This window comes from Paenibacillus sp. EB106-05-06-XG162 (assembly GCF_058791655.1).
The window spans coordinates 1-13,567 of sequence record NZ_JBYTDT010000023.1 but is presented as its reverse complement, the minus strand read 5'-3'; the positions used below and the strand labels follow the sequence as shown (position 1 = coordinate 13,567).

Sequence of the window (13,567 nt, the reverse complement as noted above, 5' to 3'; positions counted from 1 at the left end):
TTCAGCATAACTCGCCAAGGAAGCAGTTCATACTACGGTCTAATAAAAGCAAATCAGAACACTTTATGTATCACAAGAGAATCTCTATTCAACTTAGGAATATGAGAACTAGCATTTGTTTGGTTACACAAGGCACAACAATTCAAATTATCTTGAAAACCTAATGACGTAAGAACCTTTTTATCGATTCTCATCATAATTAGTATGGGTTAGCACTTTAAATTTGCGCAAAGGTCTTTTTCCAATTTAAGGTTATTGAGCTAACTGGGAACGATAGGTTAATAATTAACTAAAACGCGGCTGCCGGCATAGATTGGCAGCCGCGTTTTGCGCTAACGGGCAGGATTGTTTAGCTCAAGGGCGAATAGAATAAGCAAAAAACTGTTTTATCTAAATCAGAATTGGAAGGATGAGCAGTATGAGCCTATCGACAACAATCAGCAATTTGGAAAACGGCAAACATCAGCACATCGTCGTTTATGGAACCAGTCTAACCGAAGGCGGCGCTTGGTTCAGCGGATTAAAGGAGATTCTAGATCGCCGGTTTCCAGGGCAAGTTAAGTTGACCAACAGCGCCAAAGCTGGACAATGGTCGGGCTGGGGACTAGAAAATTTGGAGGAACGTGTAATCGCTCTCGCTCCCGACGCCGTTTTTCTGGAATTCGCCATAAACGACTCATATTTACCTTATCAGACGAGTGTTACGAAATGCGGTGAAAACCTGAATGCTCTTATCGATCGAGTTCACGCTGCCAACAAGAATTGCGAAATTCTGTTAATGACGATGAATCCACCAGTTCGGGAACACCTGGAAATTCGTCCTCTGATTGAGCAATATTATCAGGTGTACAGAGATACGGCTCGCAAGCGCGGACTTTTGCTCATAGATCATTACCCGGTTTGGCTGAGAATGTTAGACGAAAATCCCGCCGAATTCGACCGGCTTATTCCGGATGGAATTCACCCTTAGGACGAGGGCTCGACTAAAATAACGCTTGCCGAAATCGTTAAGACCTGGTTGTAGCAACTAAGGTATTTATCATTGGAATAGAAATCATTGGAGGGAATGATAGCAAGTTCTTGTCATTTAGGCTAAAATCAGCTTCGTGGGTCGTTACTTGAGCAAAGAACACATATGTTTTTGAACAGCGGCAATCATCGCTGTTTTTTTAATTTTTAAGACTAAATATTCCAGGAGGCGATATTGCAAAGCGTTGGAACGAACAAATCATGTTAAATGAAAATATTGGATGCTTCTTCTCGATCCGGCGATGCACGCAGAGGAGCGCGAACGTCTGCTGGGCAAAGTGTATGTCAAAACCCAAGAGACGTTGGTGCTCATTCATGATTTCTTCGATTTGGCTAAGCTGGAGTCCGGGGATCAAAATATGACGATGACCCGAATTCTCATGAATGAACCTTGCGGCACGACGATTCTGGCTTATTACGACATTCTTATGGAGCAAGGTTACCTCGTCCATATCGAGATCCCGGATCATCCGATTTATGGCTAGATCTCGAACAGCATTCAATATGGCAATCACGGTAAACAGCTCGGTTTGACGCTCCGGGAAGATGAATCTTCTATCTATGTGGATATATGGGATCGGGTAAAGGGCATTGATGCGATACATATCGATCATGTGTTTGAACGGATGTACGCTGGAAGATTCGTGGAATAAGTTCTATCAAGGCAGCGGACTGGGTCTTACAATTACGAAGCGGTTGGTGGTGAGTATGGGCGGGTCCATCCACCTCCGCAGCAAGCCTAATGAGTTAACGGTGTTTACCGTTCAATTGAAAAGTTTTTCATGAGCATCATCGCACATAGAGTCAGCTTAAGAAATTCGTAAGTGTTATGTAAGAAAAAAGAACATTACGTCCTATAAGATATCGTTATGAGAGTGCGAGAGGAGGTAAGAGTATGGAGCATATCGTACGAACGATTCGATTGAGCAAGGCTTTTCAAGGGCAGGAAGTCGTCCCGAATGTCAATAAGAATATGAAGAAAGGCGAAATCTACGATTCTGCTAGCCGTGATTGGGATAGCGGTTGGATACATGGCGATTCGCAAAATTGATCAAATCAATATTCGTTAATTTGGTAGAGTAAATTTGATATTTTTTACGTCTCAAATAGATGTAAATAACATTCATTCCCTAAAAATTCAGGGTAACGCTGCCAGCAGAGAGGGGAAACTTATAGCATGAATGTAAGAAAAAGACTAGTCTCCGCAGCGATTGCGGCTATTATGGCCGTGTCCGTTCCCGTGTCAGTCATGGCACAGGATGGAGCGAAAAAAGCAGCACCATGGTATCAAGATGGAGTACAGGCACTCGTAACGAAGGGAATCGTTGACAAAGGAATAAAACAAAATCAAGAGATTTCTGTTAAAGACTTTATCCGCTATGCGGTAATGTCGCTTACATATCAACATGGCATCGATCCGATGAAGGTTGCTTCCGAGAAGGGGTGGTTGAAGGAAGGAGAATTCACTTCCGTTGACGCTCCGATCAAACGCGGCGAGATGGCACGCATGATGGTGCGAGCACTCGGCAAGGAACAGGGAGAAACGAGCTTGGCCGAATATGCGACAAGCGCCAAGGCACTTGGGCTCATTCAAGGGAATACAGATGGAAGCTTACACGAAGATCAGCCAGTGACTGTAGCTCAAGCGGCTGTTGTGCTTAAAAATTACAGAAATAAAATGCAATCAACGATGGACGACAGAGGTGTGTCACAAATTTCCGTGGAAGACTTCTTTCGGAGTTCGGGCAGCTTTGGGTATGAGCTTTCTCCAGATGGCAAGTATCTTTCTTATGCGGGTACTTGGGAGAACCGTTCCAATGTGTTTGTCGAGAAAATCGGAGAGAAAAGCGAGCCTATTCGCGTGACAAGCTCAAAAGATCGCGATATCGCCGGCTTCTTCTGGAAAGGCGATAACATTCTATATCGCAAAGATAAGGGCGGAGACGAGAATTTCCATGTATATTCGTCCACTTTTAATGGCAATAAGGAAGTGGATTTGACGCCTTACGATAAGGTCAGTGTTCAACTCGTGAGCGAATTATCTGGTGTGAAAGACGAAATTCTGATCTCGATGAATAAAGAAGATGCTACCATCTTCGATGTATATAAATTGAATGTAAAGACAGGGGAAACGAAGCTGATTGCCAAAAACCCAGGGAACATTATGGCATGGGTAGCTGATCGCCAAGGTAAGATTCGACTCGCTTCTGAGAGCGACGGTATCGTAAGTACATTGTTGTACCGCAATACGGAGGAAGAAGCGTTCAAACCGCTGGCAACGTTAAATTTTGGGGATACGATAAATCCGCTTGGTTTCTCGGCAGACGGTAAATCGATCTATGCGGTCTCCAATAACGGTCGGGACAAGACGGCGCTCGTCAAGCTGAATTTAAAGGGTAAGGAAGAAGTTCTGTATCAGCATCCGGAAGTTGACGTGACTGGAGCATTTTACGACAAAAATCAAGATAAAATGCTGGCGGCTATCTATGTGACAGATAAAACGCATTTGGCGTTTTTTGATGATAAATTCGAGGCGATGTACCGCAAGCTGCAGCAGAAGCTTGGCGTTAGTGAAAGTGAAATCGGGATAAACGATTATAACGAGGATATGACGAGGCTGATCGTTCGTGTCTCGAATGACAAGACTTACGGGATGTATTATTTGTACGATAACGTATCCGGTGAGTTAACATTCTTGGGTAATATGAGTCCGTGGCTTAAACCAGATCAGATGGCTGATATGTATCCTGTCTCTTACAAGAGCAGAGACGGATTAACGATTCACGGCTACTTAACATTACCGAAAAATAAAAAGCCTCAAAACCTGCCGATGATCGTTAATCCGCATGGCGGGCCGTGGATACGTGATTTGTGGGGCTTCAGCCCGGATATACAATTGCTCGCAAACCGCGGGTATGCCGTACTTCAAATGAATTTCCGTTCATCCATGGGGTATGGGAAGTCCTTTATGGACGCAGGAAATAAACAATGGGGATTGAAAATTCAAGATGATATTACTGACGGTGTAAAGTGGGCGATTCAGCAAGGGATTGCTGATCCGAAACGAGTTGGTATTTATGGCATATCGTTTGGCGGATTCTCAGCCTTGACGGGCATTACGAAAACGCCGGAATTGTATGCTGCTGCTGTTGATCATGTAGGTATAACGAATATGTTCTCGCTCTTGGGAACGGTCCCACCGTATTGGGAGAACATGAGGAATCTCTATAACGAACGTGTCGGCGATGTCGAAAAGGACAAAGAAATGCTGAAGCAAATTTCGCCGGTGTTCCACGTCGATAAGATCGTAACGCCATTATTCGTAGCTCAAGGGGCGAATGATCCGCGGGTGAAAAAAGCAGATTCCGACCAATTTGTTGAAGCACTCAAAAAACGCGGCGCGCAAGTGGAGTATATGGTCAAGGATAATGAAGGACATGGCTACACTAACGAAGAGAACTTGATCGATTTCTTCAGTACAATGATCAAGTTTTTGGATACAAATTTGAAGCCGCAGAGCAAATAAGATAATAGTTACTAGAGAATAAATAACTATGCTATAATTTATGAAATTATACAAATCGGATAGGGTAGCACCTCTCTTGCATTGGTGAGAGGGGTGCTTTTTGCGTTCATTTGTTCATTTTATAGAGGCGCAAGGTGAAATTAGTTGAGAAAATTAAAACGAACGGGACACTATCGCACATAGATTCAGCTTAAGAAATTCGTAAGAGTAATGTAAGAAAAAAGAAGATTACGTCCTGTAAGATATCGTTATGAGAGAGCGAGAGGAGAAAAGAGTAGGAAGCATAAGTACGAACGATTCGATTCGAAGACTGGTTAGTCAACACATCTATTGCAGAAGAAAGGAAGATAAACGTTTGAACAACAATATGAAGTTAGCTATGATTCTCCTGGCCGCTGCCAGTATCGGACTCGCCGGATGTACGAAAGTCACGAGTCCATCTAGTTTGTTCCAGCAAAACGCTTATATATCGACAAACACAAATGGATCAAATGCAGTGAAAGGGGATATTTCTCAAATAGATGTTACTAACATTCTTTCCTTAAAAATTCAGAGTAACGCTGCTATCGTTACAGTCATAGGCGACAAACAAATCAAGCAAGCAGAATTGGAATTATTCAAGGGCAACTCACATGGAATGGATACCAACGTGACTACGTCGACCCAAGATGGAACATTACAGATTATACTTGAAAATAAACAAAAGATCATAAATACGGGACCATTGCCCTCTTTAACGATTCGTCTTCCGTATAAAGAATTCAAATCCCTTGAGATAGATAATAAATTGGGCAACGTATCCGTTGAGTCAGAATTATGGGTCCAACACTTAAATGTGAGCAGCAGTGCCGGCGACATTACCGTAACGGATGTCATTGGTATGGAAAGCAGTAACATATCTACTAACGTTGGTAACGTCGAATTCGCTCTACCTGATCAACCAGCACCTCTAAATGTAAATCTATCAACAACAATAGGAAAAATCTACAATCAGGTTGCTCTTGAAGAAATAGCAAATACCACAAAGGTTGTATCCAAAGAACTCCATGGATATGTGGGTAAGCCTCAATCCGAAAGTGCAACACTAAACATTTCCACGCAGGTGGGCGATATTCTGTTCAAAAATTAAGTGTCATCATCGTACCAGGCTTGCCATTATCATGATTACGTGAATGAGAGACGTTAGAATATAGTTCATCGAGATTCTATCCTTCCATAAGAGCAAAAACTAGATTCAAAGCTCTTATGGGAGGTTTTATATAAGTGATTTATGGCGAAGGGCAACAACAAAATGTGAAGGTCGACGACATATGTCGGGTGACAAAAACATAGTAACATTAGAAGTCGCTAATTATGCGGCTTTTTATTTTTATGATATCAAGTTCTTGTTGGGGATACCATTGAATTTATTAAAGTGCCTAATCATAATGAGACACTAAAGGTTCAAGTTATCGAGCTGAGAAGATATGATACGTTTAAAGAGATGTATGAAGACGTTCCTTTTGAGAATTTTGATTGTGAAGGCTGGACATTAGATGAGATGATTAAAGGCACATATGAAATATACTCGCAGGAACAAGAAGAGCAATGGGGAACTTTGGCTATTACAATAAAATATTAATTGATTGAACTAACGGGACACGATAGTTGAATAACACACAAAATTGAGCAAGGTAGGATCGAGGAATCAATGGATAGCTGGTGAGGGAAATAAAACAGCGGGTGGCCAGAGGCCATCCGCTGTTCTGCTTAATGTACTTGCACTTGTGTATTCATCCGTAACTGCTGCAGCTGTGAATCCCATGTAATCGAAAGGCCGAGTCCCTTCTCGAAGAGTTGATAAGGAGCAGCGATAGCACCTGTTAAAGAAGATACAGATTCAGGGAGCTCGATAGCTTGGTCATCCACTAGAATTATACTTTCCCCACCGCGGAACGTGAAGGATCGGCCTTCATATTCAATCGTATAGGAAAGTGTGCCCGATGGATCTTGATTGGTCACAAACCGTGCTCCGAGTGCTCGGGTAATCGTAGTTATCGGAATATGAACTGTATTTGCACTCACTCGCGGAGCAAATATCGAGTTGATCACTTGTCCATCAATCATGATGTCTACTGCAATATTGACCTTAATTGGGAGATAGATCATGCCATCGGGTGAATCTGTCGTTGCGCCAACTGAATTAAAATGGTTGCCGCCCCAACCCCATACTTCGCCGCGTTTTGAGATCGCCTGATTGTGGTAGGTTCCTGCGCTGATCGATTTGATCTTTGGTAAGCCGTTAACCTTGCCTTGCTTGCCTGTAACCGTTCTTCCATAGCTATATACATCGCCTGCTGTCGTTAGGAACAGCGTGTAAAAGCTAGCTGCTCGTACTTCTTTAACAGTCAATTTAGGTTGAACGACAGTTGACTTACCCTTGGCGTCCAAAGTCCTGACCTTACCTTTCTTGTCTAACGCAAATAAGGCTTGTTCATTAGAAGTGACGGAACGAATATTGGATAATCCTTTCATCAGTACAGGCTTAGTAGGAGTCTTGATATTGGAATTGGACATGAGTGATGGTTCATTCCAGCTCCATACGGTGCCATCCCGTTTCACGGCATTGATTTGGTGGTTGGATACATGTATCTGCACCACATCCGCAATGCCGCTCACAGCAGCAGGTTTCCGAACGCTGTTCGTATCATTCTTGTTCAACTCACGCTGCCACGACCATACGCTCCCGTCTTGACGAAGCGCTACACCGAAGTCCGAGCCTGATGCTACAGTGACTGCATTTGCAATTCCTGCCACCTGCTGAGGCAGTACAGAATGGATCGTATTGTCATCTGAACGCGGTGCTGTTCCCCATGTCCATACCGTTCCATCCGCCTTAACAGCGAGATTGTGTCCGTCTCCGCTAGTAGCAATATGCTTGATATCCGACAACAAGTTCAGACGAACAGGCCCGTCTGTTTCCGATATGGTAACGGTTTCTTGTATCCCTATTTCGCCTAATAGGTTGCGTCCCCATGTCCATACCGAGCCGTCCTTGCGAATAGCGATTGAGTAATAATTACCTGATTCAACTTGCGTGAATTGCAAGGCATCATGGATTCCTTTCTCCGAAGCGGAAGCGGATACAGGAATCGCTGTCCCGACAAGCATAATGATCATGGCGATGATTAGCGGCTTAAAGGCAATTGATGCTGCGAAATGCCGGATGGGTGAAGATTGAGTCTTGTATATAGAATTAGGCGATCTCATGGATTATTCATCCCTTTCGTAAGATTAGTATGAGTAGATATATACTAGATTGACGCAGTTTGTTGTTAAAAAGTTCCAAGAGGTATTTTGGGGTGAATGAACTTTGATCCAAGTAGCGGCAGTAATCATTGAGAACGAGGTAGGTCAGATCCTCATCGCTCGACGTCGACAGGTAAGTCAGCGACAGGCATGACGCCGAGCCAATACCGCGACAGCAAGGCGGGCGAGTAGATGGAGCGGACGCGGTCGGTGGCCGGGAACTCTGAGAATTAGCAGGCGCAACGGATGATTGAGAACTTGACGGGCCAATAACAATCGGCCGAATACTCGCGAATCGGCCGAGCGAGAACCGAATCCCGCCAATGAGAACTAGGCAGAGCTGATGCGTGAATGCTAAGATAGCTCCGTTCGAATATGTGCGGAGTGATTGGTTGGGCTGTACTACTGCTGTTGCCCAATGGAAACTCCGCCCACTGGCGGTAACGGACGCGGCCGTGATGGCTTCCTCTCCGAAGGGAGCCGATATTATACGCCCTGCTGCTGAACGAGCTGATGAGCATCATTTTCTAAAACTTAAGCAGATGGCAAGCTGTATCCTCACTTAATCTCTCATAGCGTCATTGCAGGAATGTTCGTAGTGAAATCATTTTCAAGATGGCTTATACCAGATTTCGCGAAAGGGGGGATCAAAATTTAGCATTCACCTGGACAAGAAATAAGGGTTTAAAGTTTTTTGGAATTTCTGTACTTGAGAAGAAAGTAAAGGAGCTGACCTTGTTGAATTTGAATAAAAAATGGGTATCCGGATTAATGGCGGCTATATTACTATTGGCTCCAGTATCTGCTGTGCAGGCGAAATCGCCTGTATCGGATGTAACTATCCTGCAAGCGACAGCATCTTCGGCAGTGCAGGAGACGCAATTCCGCAATCTAGCGGCAGGCCTCCCGTATGAATGGTCTGAAGCTCCGGAAGCTTCGCATCCCGATAACGGATACAAGCTTACGGACGGAAAATACGGCGCATTAAATATGAACGACCCGGCTTGGGTAGGACATCTACGCGGACAAACGCGCGAAATCGTCTTCGATCTCGGAGAGGAAAAGTCGATTGGAAAGATTACGGCTAATTTCTTTCAAGATTATCCAGCGAACTCGATCCTCGTGCCCCTGTCGGTATCGATGTATGTCTCTGACGATAAGGCAAATTGGGGGCTGCTATCCCATAGCGCTACGCAGCTGCTCTGGGGAGAAGGACCGCCCAGACACGAGACGTTTGAATGGGATGGCAATCGGGATGGAATCAAAGGCGGGAATACGGCTGGCAAACTGGCTTTTGCCCGTTATGTGAAGGTAGCTTTTACGATGCATCAATCGCTATGGGAATATATTGATGAAGTCGAAATTATGGGTACGGACGGTAAGGTTGACGGGGCGGTAAAGGTTCCTGCCGAGCAGCCTCATTTTCTGGAGCCGGGGGAAGCAACGGCTGGTATCCGGAATCTAAATCTGCTGTATAACGGACAGTATGCGAATGGTTTGGGCAATTGGAATAAGAAACGGATTATCCCTAACATCAGTTATGTCAATAAAGACGGAGAGCCGGTCGATTGGCTTTTTGATGGCGTACTATATCTCGGGATTGCTTCGCCTTCCGGACGTGATTTCGGTCTCGGACAAACGAACCTGGACGATTGGAAATGGTATTTGGATAAAACATTTGCAGCCACAGGCGATATGCAGCAGTTGAATGAAGCAGCCAAGGAAGTGGGGGCCAAGCTGAAACAGCCCGATCATCAAGTGAAGGTCGTGTTAATGATTCCGAATCCCGGGGAATCCTTAACCGATTTTGGCGATATTGACGGCAGCGGTTCCTTAAACTTTAACGACGCCGTCGCAGGCAAAGAAAAAGCGTTTGAAAACAGGAAAAAAGCGTTGCAGTGGTACCTGGATCAGACCAAGCAAAGATGGCAGGCCGCCAACTACTCTAATCTTGATCTTGTCGGCATGTACTGGATGCCGGAACAAATCGAGATATCCGAATCGGGACCGGACATGGCACGCGCGATGACGGAAAAAGTGCACGCCATGAACATGAAGGTTTTCTGGATTCCTCACTCTTTAGCTTACAAAATGTTTATGTGGAAAGACGTCGGGATGGACGCCGCGGCTTACCAGCCGAATTACTTCTTTGGCGGGATGGATTCCGACCGGTTGGAAGATGCTGCGAATAACGCTAAGCGTTACGGAATGGGGAACGAAATTGAATTTGATGACGGGATGCTGACTGATCCCGAACTCCGCAAGCGTTATATCGAATACTTGGACAGCGGCGTCAGGTCTGGCCTGATGCAAAATGGATTCAGAGCTTACTATCAAGGCAATAATGCAGTATACAACTTAGGGGTGAGTAAGGATCCGGATTTGCGTCTCATGTATGACTGGTTGTACCAATATTTGAATGGAACGTACGCCACTAACAGCAGCCCGGCGCCAGAGACGATGGCTGAGCTTGTGCGGGGTTATGTCGCATCGAAAGAAATCGATTCGGTTTTTGGCAGTGAGTTGTTGAATCGGTTGCAGACCATCAAGCTTCTTCTGGAACAAAACAAGCCGAAGGACGCCTTAACAAATATGAAGGATTTTCTCGCGCACATCCACGACCCAGCCGTGCAAGCGCAAGGGCTGATTTCCGTTCCGGCAGCAACGATACTTGATACCTACGCTCAAGTTCTCATTCATTCCTGGTCTGACGGCTCGGAGCTCAGCAATCTGGTTCTTGGCAAAAATTACACGGTTTCGAAGCGGCCTAACAGCAACTATCCCGATTCTGGGAACGAACTTACGAACGGACAATTCGGCGGGACGGATTACGGCAACAAGCAGTGGCAGGGTCATGCGGGAAGCGACTACCCTGACGAACGAAGCCGCACATTCACATTTGATTTGGGCAGCAGCAAATCGATCGGGCAAGTTAGAGCCCATTTTCTTCAGGATAGAGGACCCGGCATCTATTTCCCTCAGAACGTCACTTTTTCTGTTTCATCTGACGGCCAATCCTGGAGCCGGCTTGCAACCGTTACTCCATCACCGGCACAAGATGCAGCCGCGGCCGAGTTCGTGAGCTGGAGCGGAATAATTGACGGCGTGCCGGGGGAAGCGGGAGCCGATAAAGTGTACGCCCGCTACGTCAAAGTTGAATTTCCGGTCAACGTCTGGGTCTTCCTTGATGAAATCGAAGTTCTCGGCATTGACGTTGATAAGAGCAAGCTAAAAGCGGATATCGATCAAGCGAAGAAGCTGTATGACGATACGAGCGTAGGTACAGCGCCGGGGCAAGTATCCGAGGCAGCTCAAGCGAAGCTGGTTACTGCGATCGCTGCTGCGCAGGCGGTGAACGATAACAGCGCGGCGAAGCAAGTCGAAGTCGATGCAGCAGTGAACGCACTCAGCGACGCAGTGAAGGAATTTAGAAGTGCGATCGTTCCGCCGAAGCCGGATACACCTACGATGACGCTAACCGGTAATAGCACGGTTGCGGCAGGAGAAGAGTTTACGGTTACGCTCGGACTCGATCGAGTGAGCGGTTCCGTATACGCACAAGATTTATCCTTGCAGTACGATGCGGCTGCGATGACGTATGTGGGTGCAGAATCCATTTTACCAGGCGTGAGCATCGTGGATAAATTAACAACGTCCGAGGGCAAGCTCCGGTTCATCGTCGCGAGTGAAGGGGCAGCACATGGCATTCGCAATAAAGCGAACGTATTGAAGCTGACATTCCGGGCCAAGAATGTGACGGTGCCGTTAACGGGGACGATTGCCGTATCGAATGCGCTTGTCGCAGACGAGAAAGGGGCGGAAGCAAGCATTAGAGCCGCATCGCTGACGATTCAAGTAACTGTCGTTACGCCAGGCATTCCTGGTGATGTGAACGGTGATAGCAAGGTCAGCATCGGGGATTTGGCCATCGCGGCGGCAAATTATGGCCGAACTAGCCAAGATCCGAACTGGGCGGCGATTAAAGCTTGCGATATCAACAGCGATGGCAAGATTGATATCATGGACTTGGCAGCTATTGCGAAGTTGATTGTGAAGTAGACGGGGATATAAGGAAGCAAGGCACCCATTCAGGAGCAATGGGTGCCTTTTGTGCGCTTGAAAGAGCATAATGCTAACAGGTGCAAGTCCCGAGTATGCCGCGAGGTGGCGGAAGTACATTTCTAATTCATCATGTAAATCTTGGAAAGTCAAATTGTCTGCGTTCTCAAGTCGTAAAGCATAATTCGAGTGCTGATAAAATAGAAAGCAAGGTCCTTTAGTTTGTTGAATGAATGCCTGTGTTGCCTCATCCTTTTCGAGGTATTCTTTCCTGTTATAGCTGAATAGATGCCATAGATAACCACCTTTATCATTAATAAAGATATCCTCCTTATCTTTTTCACTAAGATGTGAAGCGAAATGTGATTCCCACTGAGAGCGTAGATAACCGCCCCATATTGGGATCTCCAGCACACTCATTTTTTTCTTAAGGCGTTCAGATATCACCATTATTATTGTCCTCCGAAAATCACTCTCACTGGAATTATAACATGAACGGTACTGATACCTAAGGAGTTAAACTAACGGGACACGATAGTTCAACAAAAACATTTGAAGGCATCCGGATTCTTGATGGATGCCTATTCTCAACTAACGAGAAGGATAATTTAAGATAAAGATCGAAAATGTTGAGAATCATATTACAAATAAATCGATCGAGGTAAGAAATTGAAAACAAAGAAAAGCATGAGACAGACTTGTCCAAGGTGTGGGTATGAGAAGTGTGTGCCCAAGCTGTATATCGATAACCCTAAATATCCTTCGGGTGCAATTTTAAGATGTAAGCAGTGTAAATCACTGTTTTCGCTAAAAGATGGTGCATGGACCTTTTGGGAAGAGTGGAATTGAGTTAACGGAGAACGATAGTATAGTATATCATTAGGCTGCCGGCACAATCGGCAGCCTGTTTAGTTAACGTGCAGGATAGTTGGGTATTAATGGTGAATATTTGAAAAAGGGGCATACATCACATCAAAACTTCAGTGCAGAGGGAGTGGGCAATTGAATATTAGAGAGGCTCATGAAGGGGATTACCCTGAACTAAGAAAGCTGTATCTCGAATCACGGCACAATACCTTCGAATGGGACAATATTATTGAAATGACTTTGGAGGATTTCGACAAGCATACGGAGGACGAATTCATCATCGTAGCAGAAGAGGCCGATATCCTTATGGGCTTTACCTCCTTGTATTTGCCGGATAACTTCATTCATAATCTTTTTGTTCACCCGGATTGCTCAGGGAAAGGAGTCGGCAGTCGTTTGCTGCAAGCAGCTAACGTTAAAATGAATAAACCGATGCGATTAAAATGCGTATCTAAAAATCATAAGGCATTGACATTTTATGAACGCAACGGATGGAAGAAGGTTGTTGAGGAAGGCCGTCCGGGAGAAGAGAAGTACTGGGTTATGGAATATAAATAAAACAAAGAACCACATTTGGTTCCTTGTCAGGCTGTCGAGGAAGTCTCGACAGCCATTCTTATTGCTTAATATTTTTATACGACAAGATAACAGGCAACCTCAAAGAGTTTCATTATGTTTATGCCTCCGAGAACCGACTTTATAGTGACCAAACAGTGCATTTCGTTCAACTCCCTCGGTACGATTTAGTTTTCTCACGAATACTCGCTTATTCGCAGGATTTCGCCCTCGCTAGAAATA

Annotated in this window: 9 protein-coding genes and 2 pseudogenes; 9 read left to right on the top strand and 2 right to left on the bottom strand. The window is 45.1% G+C overall.

What is annotated here, in order from left to right:
- The first annotated feature begins 418 nt into the window (after positions 1 to 418).
- The 6 genes and pseudogenes from AC3WU2_RS28140 to AC3WU2_RS28115 all read left to right on the top strand — a co-directional run bounded on the left by AC3WU2_RS28140 (position 419) and on the right by AC3WU2_RS28115 (position 6,176).
- Positions 419 to 970 carry an SGNH/GDSL hydrolase family protein gene (locus tag AC3WU2_RS28140; protein ID WP_492458220.1) on the top strand — a complete coding sequence of 184 codons (552 nt, stop codon included), beginning with the start codon at positions 419 to 421 and terminating at the stop codon, positions 968 to 970.
- Positions 971 to 1,250: 280 nt separating this feature from the next.
- Positions 1,251 to 1,815, top strand: a pseudogene (locus tag AC3WU2_RS28135) (ATP-binding protein); the annotation flags it as partial.
- A gap of 109 nt (positions 1,816 to 1,924) precedes the next feature.
- Positions 1,925 to 2,080 (top strand): hypothetical protein, encoded by a 156-nt coding sequence (locus AC3WU2_RS28130; protein WP_492458219.1) that lies wholly within the window; start codon positions 1,925 to 1,927, stop codon positions 2,078 to 2,080.
- Between the two features lie 126 nt (positions 2,081 to 2,206).
- Complete coding sequence (locus tag AC3WU2_RS28125) at positions 2,207 to 4,555, top strand: S9 family peptidase (protein WP_492458218.1); 2,349 nt, start codon at positions 2,207 to 2,209, stop codon at positions 4,553 to 4,555.
- 355 nt (positions 4,556 to 4,910) lie between these two features.
- Positions 4,911 to 5,684 (top strand): DUF4097 family beta strand repeat-containing protein, encoded by a 774-nt coding sequence (locus AC3WU2_RS28120; protein ID WP_492458217.1) that lies wholly within the window; start codon positions 4,911 to 4,913, stop codon positions 5,682 to 5,684.
- 285 nt (positions 5,685 to 5,969) lie between these two features.
- Positions 5,970 to 6,176: a hypothetical protein gene (locus AC3WU2_RS28115; RefSeq protein WP_492458216.1), complete on the top strand. Its 207-nt coding sequence runs from the start codon at positions 5,970 to 5,972 to the stop codon at positions 6,174 to 6,176.
- Positions 6,177 to 6,304: 128 nt separating this feature from the next.
- Here AC3WU2_RS28115 and AC3WU2_RS28110 read toward each other — a convergent pair whose 3' ends face one another.
- On the bottom strand, positions 6,305 to 7,804 hold the full coding sequence (locus AC3WU2_RS28110) for a stalk domain-containing protein (RefSeq protein WP_492458215.1): 1,500 nt from the start codon (positions 7,802 to 7,804) through the stop codon (positions 6,305 to 6,307).
- 386 nt (positions 7,805 to 8,190) lie between these two features.
- Between AC3WU2_RS28110 and AC3WU2_RS28105 the strand changes: the two genes are divergently transcribed.
- A complete protein-coding gene (locus AC3WU2_RS28105) occupies positions 8,191 to 8,409 on the top strand; it encodes a hypothetical protein (RefSeq protein WP_492458214.1) in 219 nt (72 codons plus the stop codon).
- A 172-nt stretch (positions 8,410 to 8,581) separates the two neighbouring features.
- Positions 8,582 to 11,902 carry a DUF4855 domain-containing protein gene (locus AC3WU2_RS28100; protein ID WP_492458213.1) on the top strand — a complete coding sequence of 1,107 codons (3,321 nt, stop codon included), beginning with the start codon at positions 8,582 to 8,584 and terminating at the stop codon, positions 11,900 to 11,902.
- 123 nt (positions 11,903 to 12,025) lie between these two features.
- On the opposite strand, the pseudogene AC3WU2_RS28095 reads toward AC3WU2_RS28100, so the two are convergent.
- Positions 12,026 to 12,352: pseudogene (locus AC3WU2_RS28095) on the bottom strand (DUF4275 family protein); the annotation flags it as partial.
- Between the two features lie 552 nt (positions 12,353 to 12,904).
- Between AC3WU2_RS28095 and AC3WU2_RS28090 the strand changes: the two are divergent.
- Positions 12,905 to 13,327 (top strand): GNAT family N-acetyltransferase, encoded by a 423-nt coding sequence (locus tag AC3WU2_RS28090; protein ID WP_492458212.1) that lies wholly within the window; start codon positions 12,905 to 12,907, stop codon positions 13,325 to 13,327.
- Positions 13,328 to 13,567: the final 240 nt, after the last annotated feature.

What these genes read in the sequence shown, in the direction of transcription:
- AC3WU2_RS28140 (WP_492458220.1), top strand. Translation starts at nt 419, where the DNA reads ATGAGCCTATCGACAACAATCAGCAATTTGGAAAACGGCAAACATCAG.
- AC3WU2_RS28130 (WP_492458219.1), top strand. Translation starts at nt 1,925, where the DNA reads ATGGAGCATATCGTACGAACGATTCGATTGAGCAAGGCTTTTCAAGGG.
- AC3WU2_RS28125 (WP_492458218.1), top strand. Translation starts at nt 2,207, where the DNA reads ATGAATGTAAGAAAAAGACTAGTCTCCGCAGCGATTGCGGCTATTATG.
- AC3WU2_RS28110 (WP_492458215.1), bottom strand. Translation starts at nt 7,804, where the DNA reads ATGAGATCGCCTAATTCTATATACAAGACTCAATCTTCACCCATCCGG.